This window comes from Burkholderia sp. L-4 (assembly GCF_056856535.1).
In genome coordinates, this window is record NZ_JBXEOX010000001.1 from 1,182,544 (window position 1) to 1,202,923 (window position 20,380).

Annotated in this window: 20 protein-coding genes; 11 read left to right on the forward strand and 9 right to left on the reverse strand. The window is 68.2% G+C overall.

The genetic code is table 11. The features are described from left to right. Nucleotides 1–12 precede the first annotated feature (12 nt). Nucleotides 13–336 carry a ferredoxin FdxA gene (gene fdxA / locus AC1VVG_RS05605; RefSeq protein WP_006753067.1) on the reverse strand — a complete coding sequence of 108 codons (324 nt, stop codon included), beginning with the start codon at nucleotides 334–336 and terminating at the stop codon, nucleotides 13–15. Between the two features lie 287 nt (nucleotides 337–623). On the opposite strand from fdxA, the gene pncB reads away from it, so the two are divergent. The 5 genes from pncB to AC1VVG_RS05630 all read left to right on the forward strand — a co-directional run bounded on the left by pncB (nucleotide 624) and on the right by AC1VVG_RS05630 (nucleotide 6,594). Next, nucleotides 624–1,823, forward strand: a complete 1,200-nt coding sequence (gene pncB / locus AC1VVG_RS05610) for a nicotinate phosphoribosyltransferase (protein WP_034186480.1) — start codon at nucleotides 624–626, stop codon at nucleotides 1,821–1,823. 88 nt (nucleotides 1,824–1,911) lie between these two features. Next, complete coding sequence (locus AC1VVG_RS05615; RefSeq protein WP_034186481.1) at nucleotides 1,912–2,574, forward strand: LutC/YkgG family protein; 663 nt, start codon at nucleotides 1,912–1,914, stop codon at nucleotides 2,572–2,574. 43 nt (nucleotides 2,575–2,617) lie between these two features. After that, nucleotides 2,618–4,048 carry a sodium:proton antiporter gene (locus tag AC1VVG_RS05620; RefSeq protein WP_059560721.1) on the forward strand — a complete coding sequence of 477 codons (1,431 nt, stop codon included), beginning with the start codon at nucleotides 2,618–2,620 and terminating at the stop codon, nucleotides 4,046–4,048. An 81-nt stretch (nucleotides 4,049–4,129) separates the two neighbouring features. Further along, complete coding sequence (locus AC1VVG_RS05625) at nucleotides 4,130–5,119, forward strand: 2-hydroxyacid dehydrogenase (protein WP_482835337.1); 990 nt, start codon at nucleotides 4,130–4,132, stop codon at nucleotides 5,117–5,119. After that, nucleotides 5,116–6,594 (forward strand): DNA recombination protein RmuC, encoded by a 1,479-nt coding sequence (locus AC1VVG_RS05630; protein WP_049034188.1) that lies wholly within the window; start codon nucleotides 5,116–5,118, stop codon nucleotides 6,592–6,594. The genes AC1VVG_RS05625 and AC1VVG_RS05630 overlap by 4 nt, the downstream gene beginning before the upstream one ends. Nucleotides 6,595–6,696: 102 nt before the next feature. Here the strand turns inward: AC1VVG_RS05630 and AC1VVG_RS05635 are convergent, their stop codons facing one another. From AC1VVG_RS05635 to AC1VVG_RS05660, 6 genes are all read right to left on the reverse strand, one after another. Then, complete coding sequence (locus tag AC1VVG_RS05635) at nucleotides 6,697–7,182, reverse strand: GNAT family N-acetyltransferase (RefSeq protein WP_034186484.1); 486 nt, start codon at nucleotides 7,180–7,182, stop codon at nucleotides 6,697–6,699. Then, entirely contained in the window at nucleotides 7,179–7,454 is a 276-nt protein-coding gene (locus tag AC1VVG_RS05640) for a hypothetical protein (RefSeq protein WP_006476519.1), read from the reverse strand. The genes AC1VVG_RS05635 and AC1VVG_RS05640 overlap by 4 nt, the downstream gene beginning before the upstream one ends. A gap of 39 nt (nucleotides 7,455–7,493) precedes the next feature. After that, a complete protein-coding gene (gene moeA / locus AC1VVG_RS05645; RefSeq protein ID WP_482835338.1) occupies nucleotides 7,494–8,792 on the reverse strand; it encodes a molybdopterin molybdotransferase MoeA in 1,299 nt (432 codons plus the stop codon). 114 nt (nucleotides 8,793–8,906) lie between these two features. Next, nucleotides 8,907–9,524 (reverse strand): molybdenum cofactor guanylyltransferase MobA, encoded by a 618-nt coding sequence (gene mobA / locus AC1VVG_RS05650; protein ID WP_059560716.1) that lies wholly within the window; start codon nucleotides 9,522–9,524, stop codon nucleotides 8,907–8,909. A gap of 29 nt (nucleotides 9,525–9,553) precedes the next feature. After that, complete coding sequence (gene moaA, locus AC1VVG_RS05655) at nucleotides 9,554–10,666, reverse strand: GTP 3',8-cyclase MoaA (protein WP_034186487.1); 1,113 nt, start codon at nucleotides 10,664–10,666, stop codon at nucleotides 9,554–9,556. Nucleotides 10,667–10,795: 129 nt separating this feature from the next. Further along, complete coding sequence (locus AC1VVG_RS05660) at nucleotides 10,796–13,921, reverse strand: Rne/Rng family ribonuclease (RefSeq protein WP_482835339.1); 3,126 nt, start codon at nucleotides 13,919–13,921, stop codon at nucleotides 10,796–10,798. A 722-nt stretch (nucleotides 13,922–14,643) separates the two neighbouring features. Here AC1VVG_RS05660 and AC1VVG_RS05665 point away from each other — a divergent pair. From AC1VVG_RS05665 to AC1VVG_RS05680, 4 genes are read left to right on the forward strand one after another with little or no spacing between them, the layout of a single operon-like run. Next, nucleotides 14,644–15,648, forward strand: a complete 1,005-nt coding sequence (locus AC1VVG_RS05665; protein WP_034186489.1) for an RluA family pseudouridine synthase — start codon at nucleotides 14,644–14,646, stop codon at nucleotides 15,646–15,648. A 5-nt stretch (nucleotides 15,649–15,653) separates the two neighbouring features. Continuing rightward, nucleotides 15,654–16,313, forward strand: a complete 660-nt coding sequence (locus tag AC1VVG_RS05670; RefSeq protein ID WP_049030461.1) for an HAD-IA family hydrolase — start codon at nucleotides 15,654–15,656, stop codon at nucleotides 16,311–16,313. Further along, a complete protein-coding gene (locus tag AC1VVG_RS05675; RefSeq protein WP_049030459.1) occupies nucleotides 16,310–16,711 on the forward strand; it encodes a Rieske (2Fe-2S) protein in 402 nt (133 codons plus the stop codon). The genes AC1VVG_RS05670 and AC1VVG_RS05675 overlap by 4 nt, the downstream gene beginning before the upstream one ends. 12 nt (nucleotides 16,712–16,723) lie before the next feature. Next, entirely contained in the window at nucleotides 16,724–17,716 is a 993-nt protein-coding gene (locus AC1VVG_RS05680) for a S49 family peptidase (RefSeq protein WP_049030457.1), read from the forward strand. A gap of 61 nt (nucleotides 17,717–17,777) precedes the next feature. Here the strand turns inward: AC1VVG_RS05680 and AC1VVG_RS05685 are convergent, their stop codons facing one another. Then, entirely contained in the window at nucleotides 17,778–18,500 is a 723-nt protein-coding gene (locus AC1VVG_RS05685; protein WP_482835340.1) for an SAM-dependent methyltransferase, read from the reverse strand. After that, nucleotides 18,497–19,129 (reverse strand): Maf-like protein, encoded by a 633-nt coding sequence (locus tag AC1VVG_RS05690; RefSeq protein WP_124670462.1) that lies wholly within the window; start codon nucleotides 19,127–19,129, stop codon nucleotides 18,497–18,499. Before AC1VVG_RS05690 ends, AC1VVG_RS05685 begins: the two co-directional genes overlap by 4 nt. A gap of 252 nt (nucleotides 19,130–19,381) precedes the next feature. Here AC1VVG_RS05690 and AC1VVG_RS05695 point away from each other — a divergent pair, with 252 nt between their 5' ends. Beyond that, nucleotides 19,382–20,017 carry a DUF177 domain-containing protein gene (locus tag AC1VVG_RS05695; protein WP_034186495.1) on the forward strand — a complete coding sequence of 212 codons (636 nt, stop codon included), beginning with the start codon at nucleotides 19,382–19,384 and terminating at the stop codon, nucleotides 20,015–20,017. Between the two features lie 98 nt (nucleotides 20,018–20,115). Then, nucleotides 20,116–20,295 (forward strand): 50S ribosomal protein L32, encoded by a 180-nt coding sequence (gene rpmF, locus AC1VVG_RS05700; protein ID WP_006051932.1) that lies wholly within the window; start codon nucleotides 20,116–20,118, stop codon nucleotides 20,293–20,295. Nucleotides 20,296–20,380: the final 85 nt, after the last annotated feature.

Consider the following 20,380-nt stretch of genomic DNA (forward strand, 5'->3'; position numbering starts at 1 on the left):
GCCGCCGCGCGATCAGCGCTCGAGCAGGTGCAGCTTCTCCTGCACGTCCTTCCACTCGTCCGCGTCGGCCGGTGCCGGCTTGGTCTTGGTGATCGACGGCCAGTTCTTGGCCAGCTCGGCGTTCAGCTCGGTGAACTGCTGCTGGTCGCCCGGAACGTCTTCTTCGGCATAGATCGCATTGGTCGGGCACTCGGCGACGCACACGGCGCAGTCGATGCACTCGTCCGGATCGATGGCGAGAAAGTTGGGACCTTCACGGAAGCAATCCACCGGGCACACATCCACGCAATCCGTGTATTTGCACTTGATGCAGCCTTCGGTCACAACGTGAGTCATTAAAACGCTCCTGCTTGGCGGTATATATGGGGTGGCGTTTGCGCCAAAAGCGGCATTGTAACTGAAGCGCCAAACCCGCATCGCGTGGTCGGCTATCCGGCTTATATCGTTTCGTGATTAGTTTATGGGGTGCGCAACGCAGGCGCGTGCGCGGCGCGCCTGCGCGACGGGAGCAGGGCCGCGGGCGGTTTCCCGATGGTCGGTCCCGCATTCGGGTAACATGGCCGCCTGACCGGGCGGCGCGCGGTGCGCAGGTGCCCTGTCTCGATATTGGCGGTGCCGTCACCATGATCATCACTTCGCTGCTCGACACGGATCTCTACAAGTTCACGATGATGCAGGTCGTCCTGCATCACTTTCCGGCTGCAAACGTCGAGTACCGCTTCCGGTGCCGCACGCCCGGCGTCGACCTCGTGCCGTACATCGACGAGATCCGCGACGAGGTGCGCGGCCTGTGCGCGCTGCGCTTTTCCGACGTCGAACTCGACTACCTGCGGCGGATGCGCTTCATCAAGAGCGATTTCGTCGACTTCCTCGCGCTGTTCCACCTGAACGAGAAATACATCTCGATCACGCCGTCGCCGAAGGGCAACGGCGAGATCGACATCGTGATCGAGGGGCCGTGGCTGCACACGATCCTGTTCGAGATCCCGGTGCTCGCGATCGTCAACGAAGTCTATTTCCGCAACACCCAGCGCGAGCCCGACTATCGCGAGGGCCGCGAGCGGCTGCGCGAGAAGATCAAGCTGCTCGGCGCGGAACCCGAGTTCGCCGACTGCAAGATCGCCGACTACGGCACGCGCCGGCGTTTCTCGAAGGTCTGGCACGAGGAAGTCGCGCTCACGCTGCGCGACGGGCTCGGCCCGCAGTTCGCGGGCACGAGCAACGTGCTGTACGCGATGAAGCACGACATCACGCCGCTCGGCACGATGGCGCACGAGTACCTGCAGGCATGCCAGGCGCTCGGCCCGCGGCTGCGCGATTCGCAGATCTACGGTTTCGAGATGTGGGCGAAGGAATATCGCGGCGACCTCGGGATCGCGCTGTCGGACGTCTACGGGATGGATGCGTTCCTGAACGACTTCGACATGTACTTCTGCAAGCTGTTCGACGGCGCGCGCCACGACTCGGGCGATCCGTTCGAATGGGGCGAGCGCATGCTGCGCCACTACGAGGCGAACCGCTGCGACCCGCGCACCAAGGTGCTCGTGTTCTCGGACGCGCTCGACATCCCGAAGGTCATGCAGTTGTACGAACGGTTCCGCGGGCGCTGCAAGCTCGCGTTCGGCGTCGGCACGAACCTCACCAACGATCTCGGCTACGTGCCGCTGCAGATCGTGATCAAGATGGTGCGCTGCAACGGCCAGCCGGTCGCGAAGCTGTCGGACTCGCCGGGCAAGAGCATGTGCGACGACAAGGCGTATCTCGCGTACCTGCGCCAGGTGTTCGGCATCGCGCAGCCGGTCGAGGAAGACGCGTCGAAGTGAGCGCCGGCCGTGCGGCCGAAGGTGCGTGGCGGCAGGGTCGGCCGGTATAATCGGACGGTATTGCACGCCAACGTCACGAGGACCGTTCATGGACACTTCCGCTGCCCGTCGCCAGATCCTCGCGCGCATCCGCGCGGCGCAGGGGCGCGCGGCCGAACCCGACGCAGCGGAGCGCGACGGCGTCGCCGACTATCTCGCGCGTCATCCGCCGGGCCCGCGCCCGCCGGCGCCGGCCGACCTCGTCGCCGCCTTCGTCGACGAAGCCGCGCGCCTGTCGACCACGGTCGACGAAGTCGCGACGCTGGCCGACGCGCCTGCCGCCGCCGCCCGCTATCTTTCCGCTCACGGGCTGCCGGCGCAGGCCGTCGCGTGGCGCACGCTGGCCGATCTCGACTGGGCCGGCGCCGGCCTGTCGGTCGAGTGCCGCAAGCCGCGCGACGGCGATCTCGTCGGCCTTACCGGCTGCTTTTGCGCGACCGCCGAAACGGGTTCGCTGGTGCTGCTGTCCGGCCCCGACACCTATGCATCGGCCGGCCTGCTGCCGGAAACGCACATCGCGCTCGTACCGGCTTCGCGAATCGTCGCCGGGCATGAGGACGCGTTCGCGCTGATTCGCGCGGAGCGCGGCGAATTGCCGCGCGCGGTCAACTTCGTGTCGGGCCCGTCGCGCACGGGCGACATCGAGCAGACCATCGTCCTGGGCGCGCACGGCCCGTATCGCGTGCATGTGATCATCGTACGCGGCGCATGACGCGCCCGCTGCATCCGCTACCACTCGAACAAGGAAGTTCTGCATGAAACGACATGCCGCCTGGGCAGGCATGGCGTCGGGAATCGCGCTTGGCGCGGCGCCCGCGCTTGCATCGGCCGCCACGCTCGACGGTGCCGCGCTGTCCGCACTCTGGGGCATCCCGTTCGCCGGGATCCTGCTGTCGATCGCACTGTTCCCGCTCGTCGCGCCGGTGTTCTGGCATCACCACTTCGGCAAGATCGCGGCCGGCTGGGCGGTCGTGTTCCTGGTCCCGTTCGCGGTCGCGTTCGGCGCGGGCACCGCGTTCGGCACGCTCGTGCATGCGCTGCTCGAGGAATACATTCCGTTCATCGTGCTGCTCACCGCGCTCTATACGGTCGCGGGCGGCATCTGCGTGAACGGCAACCTGCACGGCTCGCCGAAGCTGAACACCGCGATCCTCGCGCTCGGCACGCTGCTCGCGAGCGTGATGGGCACGACGGGCGCCGCGATGCTGCTGATCAGGCCGCTCCTGCGCGCGAACGACAACCGCAAGCATGTCGTGCACGTCGTGATCTTCTTCATCTTCCTCGTCGCGAATGCGGGCGGCTCGCTGTCGCCGCTCGGCGATCCGCCGCTGTTCCTCGGCTTCCTGAACGGCGTGAGCTTCTTCTGGACGACGACCCATCTCGCGCTGCCGATGCTGTTCATCTGCGTCGTGCTGCTGACGCTGTTCTTCGCGCTCGATACGTACTTCTACCGGAAGGGCGGCGAGGAGCGGCCGGCCGCACTCGACCCGACGCCCGACGGCGCCGCACTGTCGATCGACGGCAAGATCAACTTCGTGCTGCTCGCGGCCGTGATCGCGCTCGTGCTGATGAGCGGCGTGTGGAAGCCGGGCATCGCGTTCGACGTGTGGGGCACGCACGTCGCGCTGCAGAATCTCGTGCGCGATGTCGCGCTCGTGCTGGTGACGCTCGCGTCGCTCGCGCTCACCCCGCGTTCCGCGCGCGAGGGCAACGCATTCAACTGGGCGCCGATCGAGGAAGTCGCGAAGCTGTTTGCCGGGATCTTCGTGACGATCGCGCCGGTCATCGTGATCCTGCGCGCGGGCTCGGACGGCGCGTTCGCACAGATCGTCCATCTCGTCACGGGGCCGGACGGCAAGCCGATCGACGCGATGTACTTCTGGGCGACGGGCATCCTGTCGTCGTTCCTCGACAACGCGCCGACGTATCTCGTGTTCTTCAACCTCGCGGGCGGCGATGCGCAGGCGCTGATGACGACGGGCGCATCGACGCTCGCGGCGATTTCCGCGGGTGCGGTGTTCATGGGCGCGAACAGTTATATCGGCAACGCGCCGAACTTCATGGTGAAGGCGATCGCGGAGTCGCGCGGCGTGAAGATGCCGAGCTTCTTCGCGTACCTCGGCTGGGCACTCGTGATTCTGGTCCCGGTGTTCCTGCTGACGTCGCTGATTTTCTTCCCGGCGTAACCTGACGACTTTCAACCCAGCGCGGGTGGTCCCGGCGGCGCGCCGCGCGCCGCGACCGGCTCGCGGCATACGGAGATGGCGATGCAGAAGATCCTGGTCGCGCGTCCGATCTTTCCGGACGTGATCGAACGGCTCAAGCAGTATTTCGACGTCGACTGGAACGACGGCGACGCGCTCGCGCCCGATGCGCTCGCCGCGCGTCTGGCCGACAAGGACGGCGCGCTGACGGCCGGCGACCCGGTCGGCGCGGCGACGCTCGCGGCGGCCCCGCGCCTGCGCGTCGTGGCGAACATGGCGGTCGGCTACAACAACTTCGACATGGCCGCGTTCAACGCGGCGAACGTGCTCGGCACCAATACGCCCGACGTGCTGAACGAGTCGACCGCCGATTTCGGCTGGGCGCTGATGATGGCCGCCGCGCGCCGGATCGCCGAATCCGAGCACTGGTTGCGCGCCGGTCACTGGCGGAAGTGGGCGTACGACGGTTTTCTCGGCTCCGACATCTACGGCTCGACGCTCGGCGTCATCGGGATGGGCCGCATCGGCCAGGCGCTCGCGCGCCGCGCGCGCGGCTTCGGGATGCAGGTGATCTATCACAACCGTTCGCGGGTCGCGCCCGAGATCGAGGCCGAGCTGAACGCCGAGTACGTGTCGAAGGATGCGCTGCTCGCACGCGCCGATCACGTCGTGCTCGTGCTGCCGTACACGAAGGAGAACCATCACACGATCGGTGCGGCCGAGCTCGCGAAGATGAAGCCCACCGCGACGCTGACCAACATCGCGCGCGGCGGGATCGTCGACGACGCGGCGCTGGCTGCCGCGCTGCGTGACGGGACGATCGCCGCGGCCGGCCTCGACGTGTACGAGGGCGAGCCGACCGTGCATCCGGCGCTGCTCGAGGTGCCGAACGTCGTGCTGACGCCGCATATCGCGAGCGCGACCGAACAGACGCGCCGCGCGATGGCGAACCTCGCCGCCGACAACCTGATCGCCGCACTGGGCGAGGGGCCGCGCGCCGGTCAGCCGCCGAATCCGCTCAACCCTGACGTGATCGGGAAGCCGCGCGCATGACGATGACGTTGTTGCTTGCGGCGGTCGTCGTGCTGGCCGTCGCGCTCGCGGTGGCGATCGTCGCGCTCGTGCGCGGCGGCGGCCGTCACGACGACGCGGCCGTACTCGGCGACCAGATCGAGGACGCCGCGCACGCGCAGGCGCGCGCGGTCGAGCGGCTCGAACGCGAATTGCGCGGGGAGATCGTCGAGAGTGCGCGCGGCTCGCGCACCGAGCTGGCCGGCAGTTTCGCGCAGCTTCAGCAGACGCTCGCCGCGCAGCTGACGAGCGTGGCGACCGTACAGAACAACCAGATCGAGGGTTTCGCGCAGCAGCTCGGCAAGCTCGTCGCCGGCAATGCGCAGCAATTCGACGCGATGCGCGAGAGCGTGCAGCGCCAGGCGCAGCAGGCGCGCGAAGAGCAGACGGGCGCGCTCCGGCTGTTCGGCGACACGTTGAACCGGCAACTCACGCAACTGACCGAGGCGAACGACCGCCGGATCGGCGAGGTGCGCGCGACGCTCGAACAACGGCTGAAGGAAATCGAGACCAACAACGCGGCGAAACTCGAGGAGATGCGCCGTACCGTCGACGAGAAACTGCATGCGACGCTCGAGCAGCGGCTCGGCGAATCGTTCAAGCTCGTGTCGGACCGGCTCGAACAGGTCCATCGCGGGCTCGGCGAAATGCAGACGCTCGCGGCCGGCGTCGGCGACCTGAAGAAGGTGCTGACCAACGTGAAGACGCGCGGCACCTGGGGCGAAGTGCAGCTCGAGGCGTTGCTCGAACAGATGCTGACGCCCGACCAGTACGCGAAGAACGTCGCAACGGTGCCGAAGAGCACCGAGCGCGTCGAATTCGCGATCCGGTTGCCGGGGCGCGACGCCGGTACGCGCGATGCGCCGCCCGTGTGGCTGCCGATCGATGCGAAATTCCCGCGCGAAGACTACGAGCGGCTGATCGATGCGCAGGAGCGCGCCGACGTGGTGGCCGTCGAGGAGGCGGCCCGTGCGCTCGAGACGCGCGTGCGGCTGGAAGCGCGCACGATCGCCGAGAAATACGTCGCGCCGCCGCACACGACCGATTTCGCGCTCCTGTTTTTGCCGACGGAAGGGCTTTACGCGGAGATTCTGCGCCGCCCCGGACTGACCGACCTGCTGCAGCGCGACTATCGCGTGACGATTGCCGGGCCGACGACGCTCACCGCGCTGCTCAACAGCCTGCAGATGGGGTTCCGCACGCTCGCGATCGAGCAGCGCTCGAGCGAGGTGTGGCAGGTGCTCGGCGCGGTCAAGACGGAATTCGGCAAGTTCGGCGACGTGCTCGCGCGCACGAAGTCGCAGCTCGAAACGGTCACGCGTTCGATCGAGGCGGCCGAGCAGCGCACGCGCGTGATGAGCCGCAAGCTGAAGCAGGTCGAGGCGCTGCCGGGCGATACGGCGGCCGGGCTGCTCGGTGCGGAAGGTGCTGACGGCGCCGATGCGGACGACGCATGACGTGAGTCGCCCACAGCAAGCGGGACGAAAAAACGGGCGCCGAGGCGCCCGTTTTCCGTTGAAGCAGTTTCTGAAGCGACCACCGGCGCGGCCGGCCCGCGCTCATTGTCCGGCGAGTGTACCCAGCGCGTCGCCCGTGACGCGGACGATGCGCCATTCGGGCAGCACGGTCGCGCCCATTTTCTCGTAGAAATCGATCGCGGGCTGGTTCCAGTCGAGGACCGACCATTCGAAGCGAGCGCAACGGCGCTCGACGGCCAGGGCCGCGAGATGACGCAGCATCGCGGTGCCGAGGCCCGTGCCGCGCTGCGACGGCTGCACGTACAGATCCTCGAGGTAGAGGCCGCGACGGCCGAGGAAGGTCGAATAGTTGTGGAAGAACAGTGCATACGCGACGATCGCACCGTCGTGCTCGGCCACCCGCGCTTCGGCGGCGGGGTGTTCGCCGAACAACGCATCGGCGAGATCGGCCTCGGTCGCGACGAACAGATCCGTGAGCTTTTCGAACGCGGCCAGTTCGCGCATCAGCGCGAGGATCGCGCCGACGTCGCGTGTTTCGGCCGCGCGGATCAGCGGCGTGCCGCTCACGCTTCCTCCGGCGGATCGGACAGCACGATCTCGATGCCGCCGAAGCGCGACGCGACCCAGTTGTACGCGTGGCAGGCGATCCACAGCAGCACGAAGCCGAGAATGGCGTTCAGCAGCAGTGCGCTCAGGATCGTGCTCAGTTCGACCATCCCGTAGCGGATGTACGCGACGAGAATGCCGAGCAGCACGATCGGCACGCTGAACGTCAGATACACGAGGATCAGCGCCTTTGCGGTCTGCCCCGCGGCGATCGACGAGATTTGTTTCTTCATGTGCGGATTGCCCCCGTAGAAATATACCGATAGTGGAATTCAGATCAGGCCGTCGAGCGGCAGGATGTCGACCGGGGTGCCCGCGTCGACTGCCGCGGTATCGTGGCCCAGGACGATGAAACAGTTGGCGGCCGCGAGGCCGCTCAACGAGGCGGAACTCTGCGAGCCGGCCGGCGTGACGTGCCAGCGGCCGTCGGCGGCGCGTGTCGCGATGCCGCGCAGGTATTCGGTGCGGCCGGGGCGCTTCTTCAATGGCTGCGTGCTGAGCGCCGGGTACGTCGCCGGCGGCGGCGTCCGCGCGCCGGCCAGCGTCAGCAGCGCCGGGCGCACGATCGCGTAGAACGTCACGGCCGACGCGACCGGATTGCCGGGCAGCCCGAAGAAGAGCGCGTGACCGGTGCCGCCGGCCGCACGCGCGAGCGTGCCGCAGGCGAGCGGCCGGCCGGGCCGCAGCGCGAGGCTCGCGAACGTCACGTCGCCGAGTTTTGCCATCACGTCACGCGTGAAGTCGGCTTCCCCGACCGAGACGCCGCCCGACGTGATCACCGCGTCGGCCTGCGCGTCGATGGCGTCGCGCAACGCGGCTTCGAGCGCGGCCGGGTCGTCGCGGACGATCCCGAGATCGAGCGCGTCGACATGCAGCCTTTCCAGCATCGCGATCAGCATGCCGCGATTGCTGTCGTACAGCGCGCCGCGGGCGAGCGGTTCACCGGGTTCGCGCAGCTCGTCACCGGTCGAGAACACGGCGACGCGCACGCGGCGGCGCACCGCGACGTCGGTGACGCCGAACGAGGCGAGCAGGCCGAGATCCGACGGGCGCAGAATGCGGCCCGCGGCGAGCGCACAGGCGCCGCGCGCGAGATCCTCGCCGGCCTTGCGGCAGTTCGCGCCGCGCGAGACTTCGTGCGCGCCGAAACGGATCGTGTCGCCGTCGACGCGCACGCGTTCCTGCGGAATCACCGTGTCGCATCCGGCCGGCATCGGCGCGCCCGTCATGATGCGCACGCACGAGCCGGTTGCCACGGCGCCATCGAACGGATGACCCGCGAACGCGGTGCCGGCGACCGTCATCGCGATGTCGCCCTGCGGCGTCGCGGGCGCGCCGGCGCTGCCGTCGAATGCGTAGCCGTCCATCGCCGAGTTGTCGTACGCGGGAATGTCGAACGGTGCGTTCACGTCAGCCGCGAGCACGCGGTCGAGCGCATCACGCAGCATCACCGTGTCGCACGCGTCGACCGGCGCCGCGAAACGGCACGCGAGTGCCTGTGCGTCGGCGAGCGACAGCGGGGCATCGGAATCGGGTGCGGCTCGGGAGGCGGGCGAGGATTGCGTGATCATCAGTCGGACTGCGCCGCAAGGCGTATCGGGTTCGTGGCCGGTGGCGCGAGGAGGGTGCCTGGGCGCGAGTGTCGCGTGCGGCGGGCACCGGGCGGGAGCGGCACGGACGCGCCGTCAGCGACGGGCCAGCGCGGCGAGATCCTGCCAGGAATTGGCATTGTAAAACGCACGCTCGTCGCGAAACTCGACTTCGACCGTCTTGTGGCGTGCGTACCACGCACGCACCTTGCGGTCGCCGGCCGCGAGCCGGGCGGCCAGATCGTCGGCCAGCGACGTGCGCAGCAGCGCGAACGTCGGCTGCGGCGAGCGCGCCTGCTGCGCATCGACGGTCACGGCCATCGCGATGTCGGCCTGTTGCGCGTCGAGCGCCGCGTGCAGCCGCGCGACGAGGTCGGCGGGCAGGTAGGGCGTATCGCACGGCGAGCACGCGACGAGCGGTGCGCGCGCCACCCGCATGCCGGCGAGCAGGCCCGCGAGCGGACCGGGGAAGTCGGTTGTGTCGTCCGCGACGATGCGCGCGCCGAACGGCGCGCCGAGCTCGGCATAGCGATCGGCGTGGCGATTCGCGCTGATCAGCGTCTCGTCGACCTGCGGCGACAGCCGGCGCAGCACGTGCAGCGCGAGCGGCGTGCCGTCGAGCAACTGCAGGCCCTTGTCGACGCCGTCCATGCGCGTGGCGCGCCCGCCTGCGAGCAGCAGGCCGGCGATCGAGGGGGAGGCGGAAGCGGGCATCGCGCGAAAGCAGAACGGGGCGGCGTGCGTCAGCCGCCGATATACGACATTTCGACACGCTTGCCGGTGCCGTCGGGCATGGCCTCGGCCGATGCGCTGCCACGCAGCTGCGAATAGCGATCGGTGCGGGCCTGCCAGATGCGGGCGATCGCGGTCGCGATCTCGGCGTCGGTCGCGCCGCCGCGCACGAGCGCGCGCAGGTCGTGACCTGTCGACGCGAACAGGCACAGGTACAGCTTGCCTTCGGTCGACAGCCGCGCGCGCGTGCAGTCGCCGCAAAAGGCCTGGGTGACGCTCGAGATCACGCCGATCTCGCCGCTGCCGTCCGCATAACCCCAGCGTTGCGCGGTTTCGGCCGCCGTGTGCGCGTCGAGCGGCACCAGCGGGAAATGTTCGGCGATCCGCGCGACGACGTCGGCCGACGGCAGCACCTCGGTCATGTTCCAGCCGTTCGACGTGCCGACGTCCATGTATTCGATGAAGCGCAGGACCACGCCGGTGCCGCGGAAACGCTCGGCCATCGGCAGGATCTCGCTGTCGTTGGTGCCGCGCTTCACCACCATGTTGACCTTGACCGGCGCGAGGCCGGCCGCCTGCGCGGCGAAGATGCCGTCGAGCACGTCGGCACTCGCGAACTCGGCATCGTTCATGCGCTTGAACAGCGCGTCGTCGAGCGCGTCGAGGCTGACCGTCACGCGTGTGAGCCCGGCGTCCTTCAGCGCACGCGCCTTGCGCGCGAGCAGCGAGCCGTTGGTGGTCAGCGTCAGGTCGAGCGGGCGGCCGGCGTGCGTCGTCAGGCGCGCGAGGCGCTCGATCAGGAATTCGAGATTCTTGCGCAGCAGCGGCTCGCCGCCCGTGATGCGGATCTTCTCGACGCCGTGTGCGACAAAGAGTCGCGCCACGCGCTCGATCTCCTCGTGCGTGAGCAGGGCGCTGTGCGGCAGGAACGGGTAGTCCTTGTCGAAGACCGCGCGCGGCATGCAGTACACGCAACGGAAGTTGCAGCGGTCCGTCACCGAAATGCGCAGGTCGCGCAGCGGCCTGGCGAGCGTGTCGGCCAGCGTGCCGTCGGGGGCATGCGCGACGCCGGAGACGTCCGGCATCCCGCTGACGTCGGCGAGGGGAATGATGCGTCGGGACATGTTGAAAGAAGTGCGAACCAGACCACCATTTTAGCCGCAAGCGGCCGGCGGGTCCGGTGGGCGGAAACCCGCAGCGCGGACATGAAAAAGCCCGCCGGAGGCGGGCTTTTCCTGGTCGGGCGATGCGACTTAGTGATGCGTCGTTTCGACCTGCTGCATCGGGGCCGTATCGGCCGGCGGCAGCACCTTGCGTTCGCGCGGCACGCGGGCCGGGCGCGGGAGCTGCGACGCGGCTTCCTGCGCGGCAGCGAGCTTGCCGGCGTCCGTGTTCACCCAGACGAGGCCGGCTTGCTCCAGCACGGCATCCAGGCTCGCCGAAGCGGGCACGGCTGCCGGTTGCGCGGGAGCGGCTGCCGGCGCCGGTGCGGCGGCGACCTCGACCGGCGCAACGGCGACCGGTGCCGGTTCGACTGCCACCGGAGCGGCTTCGATCGCTACGGCCGGCGCGGCTTGCTCGACGGGCGCCGGCTGCGGCGCCTCGACAGCGACCGGGGCCGCGGCCGGGACTGCCGGCACTTCGAACGCGTCGGTCGGCGAAACCGCGACCGGAGCCGGACCGGCTTCGGCGACGACGGCCGGTGCAACCGGCGCCGGTTCCGCGACCTGCACGGCGACGGCCGGCTCGACCGGAGCCGCTTCGACGGGTGCCGGCGCCGGGGTTTCGACAGCGGCCGGAGCAGCATGCTGCTCGACGACTGCTTCCACGACGACCGCGCTTGCCACGGCTGCGACGACTGCCGGCGCGGCCGTGTGGGCCGGTTCGACAGCGGCCGGTGCCGCCGGCGTCACGGCTTGCACGGCGCCTTCGCCATCCGCGCCTTGCTCGGCCTGGTCGACGACCGTGCCGTCTTCTTCGCGCTCACGACGACCGCCGCGGCGGCCGCGACGGCGACGACGGCGCTCTTCGCCGTCGCGCGCGACGGCTTCCGCATCGGCTGCCAGATCGGCGCCGGGCAGGGCCTCCGCAACGGCCTTGTCGTCTTCCGGTTCCGGGTGGTTTTCACCGCGGTTGACGGTCTCGAGCGTGGCCGCATGCTGGGTCGGCTTGCGGCGCTCGCCGCGCTCGCGACGCTCGCCGCGTTCCTGGCGCTCGCCGCGGCCGGTTGCCTCGACGGCGTCCGGCTGCTCGGCACGCTCGCGCGGTTCGCGGTTCTCGCGCGGTTCGCGCGGCTCACGGCTTTCACGCGGCTCGCGGCCTTCGCGCGGGCCACGGCCCTCGCGACCTTCGCGGCCCTCACGACCTTCGCGACCTTCACGCAGCTCACGGCCCTCGCGCGGCTCACGGCCTTCACGCGGTTCGCGCACTTCCTTGCCTTCGCGTTCCTGGCGTTGCGGCTGGCCACGGCCTGCCGCTGCCTGATCGCGGCCGCCTTGCGCCTGCTGCGCGCCGCCGCGGCGGTTGCGATTGCGATCGCCGCCGCGCTGCTCGGTCTTTTCGGTCCGCTCGCGGGCCGGACGGGCCGCCTGCTCCTTCGCCGGTGCCGGAGCAACCGGCGCGGGCGCCGGTGCCGGCGCGACGCCGAACAGGCCCTTCAGCCAGCCGATGAAGCCGCCGCTTGCCGCGGCGACAGGGGCAGCCGGGGCGGGCGCGGCCACCGGTTCGACCGGGCGCTGCGGCGCCGGGCTCGGGGCCGGACGCTCGGGCGTGATGCCCTTGACCGCGGCTTCCTGCTTCGGCTTCACTTCCGCGGCGCGCTTGCTGTAGCCGGTTTCCGACTCGAGTTCGCGGGCGGCTTCCTCGGCCATCTTCCACGACGCGCGCGGATCGTCGAGGCGCGCATCGTCGTGACGCAGGCGCTCGAGCTTGTAGTGCGGCGTATCGAGGTGCTTGTTCGGGATCAGCACGATGCCGACCTTGAAGCGCGACTCGATCTTGTTGATTTCCTGACGCTTTTCGTTGAGCAGGAAGGCGGTCACCTCGACCGGCACCTGGCAGTGGATCGCCGCGGTGTTTTCCTTCATCGCTTCTTCCTGAATGATCCGCAGGACCTGCAGCGCGGACGATTCGGTATCGCGGATGTGGCCGGTGCCGTTACAGCGCGGGCAGGTCACGTGGCTGCCTTCCGACAGGGCCGGACGCAGGCGCTGGCGCGACAGCTCCATCAGGCCGAAGCGGGAGATCTTGCCCATCTGCACGCGCGCCCGGTCGTGCTTGAGCGCATCTTTCAGGCGCTGCTCGACTTCACGCTGGCTCTTCGCCGATTCCATGTCGATGAAATCGATCACGATCAGGCCGCCGAGGTCACGCAGGCGCAGCTGGCGGGCGACTTCGTCGGCCGCTTCGAGGTTCGTGCGGGTCGCCGTTTCCTCGATGTCCGCGCCCTTGGTCGCACGCGCCGAGTTCACGTCGATCGCGACGAGCGCTTCGGTGTGGTCGATCACGATCGCGCCGCCCGACGGCAGCGGCACCGTGCGCGAGTACGCGGTTTCGATCTGGTGCTCGATCTGGAAGCGCGAGAACAGCGGCACGTCGTCGTGGTAGCGCTTCACCTTCGACACGTTGTCCGGCATCACGATATCCATGAACGCACGGGCCTGATCGTGGATCTCGGTCGTGTCGATCAGGATTTCGCCGATATCGGGCTGGAAATAGTCCCGGATCGCGCGGATCACGAGGCTCGATTCCAGATAGATCAGCATCGGCTGGCCGGCATTGCCGCTTTGCGACGCCGCTTCGATCGCGCGCCACAGCTGCAGCAGGTAGTTCAGGTCCCACTGCAGTTCCTCGGCGCTGCGGCCGATGCCCGCGGTACGGGCGATCATGCTCATGCCGTCCGGGATCTGCAGTTGCGCCATCGTTTCGCGCAGTTCCTGGCGCTCGTCGCCCTCGATCCGGCGCGACACGCCGCCGCCGCGCGGATTGTTCGGCATCAGCACGAGGTAACGGCCGGCGAGCGAGATGAAGGTGGTGAGGGCGGCGCCCTTGTTGCCACGCTCTTCCTTCTCGACCTGGACGATCAGCTCCTGGCCTTCGCGCAGGGCATCCTGGATGCGCGCGGAGCGCATGTCGATGCCTTCCTTGAAGTACTGGCGGGCGACTTCCTTGAACGGCAGGAAGCCGTGGCGGTCTTCGCCGTAGTTGACGAAGCACGCCTCGAGCGAAGGCTCGATACGGGTGATGACACCTTTGTAGATATTGCCTTTGCGCTGTTCGCGCCCGGCTGTCTCGATGTCGATGTCGATGAGCTTTTGCCCATCGACGATGGCGACGCGCAGCTCCTCCTGCTGCGTCGCATTGAACAGCATGCGTTTCATGAACGGCTCCAGGCGGCTCCGCTGCCGGCGCCTCGCGGTTGTCAGTCGCGAGGGCGGGAACGACGGCAGGCCGCACCTTGTTGTGTTGTCACGAGCACGCTGGAGCGGGAACGATGGCGGGGAGAATTGCCTGAAGAGGCGCTTGGGCCCGAAAGACGGAGCCGGCGGCCATAGGGCACCTGCGAATACGGCTTCAAAGCACGGCGTTCACACACCGCACGCTGCAAAAGCGCGCTAAGCCTGAGTCCGGGCATTGCCACGGGCGCGCACAATGCGTCGCGCGCGCCGACGGGCGGCAGATGCTGCGGCTTGGGCCGCAGCGGGGAGTATCGAATCCAGCCCGACTTTCCCGCTTGGGGTGTACTTCCCTGGTTTGACGTCGCCAAGTCCCGCACGCTTCGCGGGACCAAATCGGGCGCAACGCCGTAATTTTCGCAACCGGCAGCCTGCGGACGCACTTCGCGCCGTCGGGCTGCCGATCAAATTCTTTTCAACCAACTTTCCGTTACCGCGGCGCCTTGCCGACCGAATCCGCCTGTGGGCGCGATCCTTGCCGACGGGCGGCGCCGTGCGTGCAACTTGCTGCATCTCTTTGATTAGGGGTGAGCAGCGGACCCCCGGCGCAAGTAAAATAACGGTTTGCGCTTGCGCCTTGCCCGATTCAGCCGGGGCCGGCCGGTCAGGCCACCCACAACGTCAGGCTGGGCAAAATTATATTCAGTATGAATGAGTTAGGCAAAATATCCCAGAATTCGGTCGCAAGCGGCCAGGTATCGATGATCGAGATCGACGAAAACTCGGCCGGTCAGCGTATCGACAACTTCCTGTTGCGCGTCTGTAAAGGCGTGCCGAAAAGCCATATTTACCGGATCCTCCGCAGCGGCGAAGTGCGCGTGAACAAGGGCCGGATCGATGCGCAGTACCGCCTGGCGCTGGGCGACATCGTCCGCGTGCCGCCCGTACGGGTGGCGGCAGCCGACCTGGCGCGCGCCGACACGCCGGTCGTGCCGCCCGCGAATTTCGACGTGCTGTACGAGGACGACGCGATGCTCGTCATCGACAAGCCGGCCGGCGTCGCCGTGCACGGCGGCAGCGGCGTCGCGTTCGGCGTGATCGAGCAGATGCGCCAGGCGCGCCCGCGCGCGAAATTCCTCGAGCTCGTGCACCGGCTCGACCGCGAGACGTCCGGGATCCTGATGCTCGCGAAGAAGCGCACGGCGCTGGTCGGCCTGCACGAACAGATCCGCGAGAACCGGATGGACAAGCGTTACTTCGCGTGCGCGCACGGCGAATGGCAGCCCGACTGGGGCCGCCGCCGCGCGGTCAAGGCGCCGCTGTTCAAGTATTCGACCCCGGAAGGGGAGCGCCGCGTGCGCGTGCAGGACGACGGGCTGGCGTCCCATACGGTGTTCAACCTCGTCGACCGCTGGTCCGACTATGTGCTCGTCGAGGCGGAACTCAAAACGGGTCGGACCCATCAGATCCGCGTGCACCTCGCGCATCTCGGCCTGCCGATCGCCGGCGACGCCAAGTATGGCGATTTCGCACTGAACAAGGCGCTGGCGCGCGCGAACGCGCAACCGTCACTGAAGCGGATGTTCCTGCATGCGCACCGGCTGCGGCTTGCGCATCCGCTGACCGGCGAGGCGCTGCAGTTCGACGCGCCGCTGCCGGACGAATGCCGGCGCTTCCTCGATCAACTCAGCGCACTGCGCGATACCGCCTGAACCGCATGGCTCGACAGCAATTTGACCTGATCGTCTTCGACTGGGACGGCACGCTGATGGATTCGACTGCGCACATCGCGCACAGCATCCAGGCCGCGTGCCGCGATCTCGGCCTGCCCACGCCGTCCGACGAGGCGTCGCGCTACGTGATCGGCCTCGGCCTGCGCGACGCGCTGCAGATTACCGCTCCGACCCTCGATCCGTCCGAGTACGCGAGGCTCGCCGAGCGCTACCGCTATCACTATCTGCTCGACGACCAGCGCATCGAGCTGTTCGCCGGCGTGCGCGAACTGCTCGCCGAGCTGCGCGACACGGGCTACCTGCTCGCGGTGGCGACCGGCAAGGGGCGGGTGGGGCTGAACCGCGTGCTCGACCAGTCGAAGCTGACGAGCCTGTTCGACGCGACGCGCTGCGCGGACGAGACGTTCTCGAAACCGCACCCGGCGATGCTGCACGAATTGTCGCGGGAATTGGGGCAGGATCTGGCGCGCACCGTGATGATCGGCGATACGACGCACGACCTGCAGATGGCCGCGAGCGCCGGGGCGGCCGGTGTCGGTGTCGCGTATGGCGCGCATACGGCCGATGCGCTGGCGGCGCTCGCGCCTCGCTTCGTCGCGCCCGATGTCGGTGCGCTGGCCGAATGGCTGAGGGAGCACGCATGAGCGCGGCGCCGGACGCCGTGCGCGTGTGCGCATCGGATGCGCTGGCCGACGGCGGCGCCGGCGTGCGCGTCGACGCGACGCTGCGCGGCGAGCAGGCCGTCGTGTTCTTCGTGCGCTACGACGGCCGCGCGTACGGCTACCTGAACCGCTGCGCGCATGTGCCGATGGAGCTCGACTGGGCCGAAGGGCAGTTCTTCGAGTCGTCGGGCCTTTACCTGATGTGCGCGACGCACGGCGCGATCTATGCGCCGGATACCGGCAAGTGTGTCGGCGGCCCGTGCCGCGGCGGCCGCCTGCGCCCGGTCGAGGTCGACGAACGGGACACGCCCGACGGCCGTGCGGTATTCTGGGTGCCGGATGCCGACCTGCATCCCGCCACTTCCGCCACGACCGACTGACGACACCACTGCATGGCCGACCAACCGAATTCCCCGGAATCCTCCTCCCGTCCCGACAGCCGTGAACCGAACTGGGAGCGCGCGGCGCTCGAACGGATCGCGCTCGCGGCCGTCAAGGAGCAGCGCGCGGCGCGGCGCTGGAAAATCTTCTTCCGCTTCGCGTTTCTCGGCGTGTTCGTGCTGCTTGCGTTCGCGCTGATCGATTTCTCGAGCGATTCGAAGTTCTCGTCGAGCGGACGGCACACGGCGCTCGTGACGATCGACGGCGAGATCGCGGCCGGCGTCAACGCGAACGCCGAGGACATCAACACGGCGCTCGACGCCGCGTTCGACGACGACGGCACGGTCGGTGTCGTGCTGCGGATCAACAGCCCGGGCGGCAGCCCCGTGCAGGCCGGGATGGTCTACGACGAGATCCGGCGGCTGCGCGCGAAGCATCCGGACAAGCCGCTGTACGTCGTCGTGACCGACATGTGCGCATCGGGCGGCTATTACATCGCGGCCGCGGCCGACAAGATCTTCGTCGACAAGGCGAGCATCGTCGGGTCGATCGGCGTGCTGATGGACGGTTTCGGCTTCACCGGGCTGATGGGCAAGCTCGGCGTCGAGCGCCGCCTGCATACGTCGGGTGAAAACAAGGGCTTCTACGATCCGTTCTCGCCGGAGACGCCGAAGATGGACGCGCACGCGCAGGCGCTGCTCGACCAGGTGCACGCGCAGTTCATCAAGGCCGTGAAGGATGGCCGCGGCAAGCGGCTGCACGAGACACCCGACCTGTTCTCGGGGCTGTTCTGGACGGGCGAGAAGAGCGTCGAGCTCGGGCTCGCCGACGGCTACGGCACCACCGACACGGTCGCGCGCGACGTGCTGAAGGCGCCGGACCTCGTCGATTACACGGTGAAGGAAAGCCTGACGAACCGCGTCGCGCGCAAGTTCGGCGCGGCCGTCGGCGGCGCCGCGATGAAGGCGCTGACGGCCGGCGGCGCGTCGGTCAGCCTGCGCTGACCGGCTGGCGGCGGGCCGCGACGGCCCGCCTTCGCGCCACCGGCTTGTGCCGGCTGACGCATCAGTTCGCGAGCAGCAGGAAGATGGCGGGACGCTTGTGCAGATTCGGCGCGGGCGCCTTTTTCCAGTCGGTCACGGTGCGGCTCGCGATCGTTTCGGTCGCGAGGGTCAGGTCGGCCGCGACGCAAATCTGCGTCGACGGCGCGCAGGTCGCGATCAGCGTGTCGAGCATCGCGTGATTCCGGTACGGCGTTTCGATGAAGATCTGCGTCTGGCGCGCCTTGCGCGACAGTTGCTCGAGTTCGCGCAGCCGTTTCGCGCGCGCGGCCGCATCGACCGGCAGGTAGCCGTTGAATGCGAAGCTCTGGCCGTTCAGGCCCGACGCCATCAAGGCGAGCAGGATCGAACTCGGCCCGACGAGCGGCACGACCTTCACGCCGCGCTCGTGCGCGCGGCGCACCAGCAGCGCGCCGGGATCGGCGACGGCCGGGCAACCGGCTTCCGACACGAGGCCGGCGTCCGCGCCGGCCAGGATCGGCGCGAGCAGCCGGTCGATGGCGCCGGCCGGCGTATTGACGTTCAGCTCGCTGATCTCGATTTCCTGGATCGGGCGGGTCGTGCCGATCTTCTTCAGAAACGCGCGCGTCGTTTTCGCGTTCTCGCCGATGTAATAGCCGAGCGTGCCGGCGCGCGCCTGGACGGCGGCGGGCAGCACGGCGGCAAGTATCGATTCGTCGCCTTCGCCGAGCGTGTTCGGGACGAGGTAAAGCGTGCCGGCGGTCATGCGCGGTCTCCACGGGTGGTTGCAAACAGCGGGTAGTCGGCGGCGCGCAGCATCCGCGTGAGCGCGATCAGCGGCAGGCCGACCAGCGCGGTCGGGTCGTCTGAGTCGATCGCGTCGAGCAGTGCGATGCCGAGCCCTTCGGATTTCGCGCTGCCGGCGACGTCGTACGGGGTTTCCGCGTGCAGGTACGCGTCGAGTTCGGCTTCGGGCAGCGAGCGGAAGCGTACGTGCGTGACGACGTCCTCGACCTGCGCTTCGCCCGTGCGGCTGTCGTACAGGCACAGCGCGCTGTGGAATTCGACTGCGCGGCCCTGCATCGACACGAGCTGCGCGAGCGCGCGCTCGTGCGTGCCGGGCTTGCCGATCTGAAGGCCGTCGAAGGTCGCGACCTGGTCCGACCCGATCACGAGCACGCCATCGGGTGCGTCGATCGTCGCGGCGACGGCGCGCGCTTTCGCGCCGGCGAGGCGCAGCGCGGTGGCCGCCGGGGTTTCGCCGTCGAGCGGGGTCTCGTCGAGGTCGGGCGACACGACGTCGAACGGCACGCCGAGGCGCTCGAGGAGCGCGCGGCGGTAGCGGGAACTGGAGGCGAGAATCAGCCGCGGCGGGCGGCAAACGGTATCCGGCATGGTCGGTTGGATCGGTGAGTCTTCAGGTGTGGCGCGGCGTTGCGCGGACGCAAGCTTAAGTGATTGACCGCAAAAGGTAAAACAGGTATGCTTTCCCGCTTTTCGTCGGCAGGCTTCCGCAGTGGTGGCGCCTGCCGGGTCTTCGGAAGTAAAGTACGGGGTCTTCGGAAGTAAAGTACGTCATCCGCGGATGAGCCGTACGCGAGCGGTACCAAGCCGGATCCGCAAGTCAGCCTGTAGGCGGGAGCGCACATGAACACTTCTTCTGGCAAACCTGCGGCGGCGCTCGATCCGCGCGCGGTCGACCTGTTCGAGTTCGCCCGCAGCGGGCGGCAGGCAGCCGGTGCGGTGCATCTCTCGCAACTGCCGCGCATGTTAAACGAAGTGCCGGCGGACGCGCCAGATCGCGACACGGTCTTCACATGGCAGGCGGAAGGGTTCACGCAGAAGGAACTGCAGGACGACGGCGCCGACGGTCAGCAGCCGTACCTGCGCCTCGCGGTGCATGGCCATGCGTGGCTCACGTGCCAGCGCTGCATGACGCCGTACGACCAGACGTTCGACGTCGATATGACGTACCGGATCGTCGCGACCGAAGAAGAAGCTGAAGAATTTCCGCTCGACGACGATGAAGCCGATGTGATCGTGGGCTCACGCCAGTTCGATCTCGTCGACTTGATCGAAGAGGAATTGCTGCTTTCGTTGCCGCTCGTGCCCAAGCACGAGGTTTGCCCGGCAGTTCACGAAAGCCTCGTGTCGGGTGCGAGCGGTCCCGCGGAAGAGTCGGACGAAGAGTCCGACGAAGCCGGGGACGAAGGCAAACGGCCGAATCCGTTCGCAGCGCTGGAAGCGTTGAAGAAGGGCGGTGACGGCAACAAGAAACACTAAGCAGTTGTGGCGCGGGAAGGCGTAAGGGCTTTGGGCCAGGGTAGTTAAGCGCCGGATCGGGCTGTGTTAGAATCCGGAAAATTATTTAGGAGTTAGTCATGGCAGTCCAGCAAAACAAGAAGTCGCCGTCGAAGCGCGGCATGCATCGTTCGCACGATTTCCTGACGGCAGCGCCGCTGGCAGTCGAGCCGAGCACGGGTGAAGTGCACCTGCGTCACCACGTCAGCCCGAACGGCTACTACCGCGGCAAGAAAGTCGTCAAGACGAAGAACGACTAAGCGTCAAGTCACGCGTTGCGCGCTACGTTTGCCGTTCGCGTGACAACTGGTTCGCTTGACACTTTCCTGGCGCAACAAAAAGGCG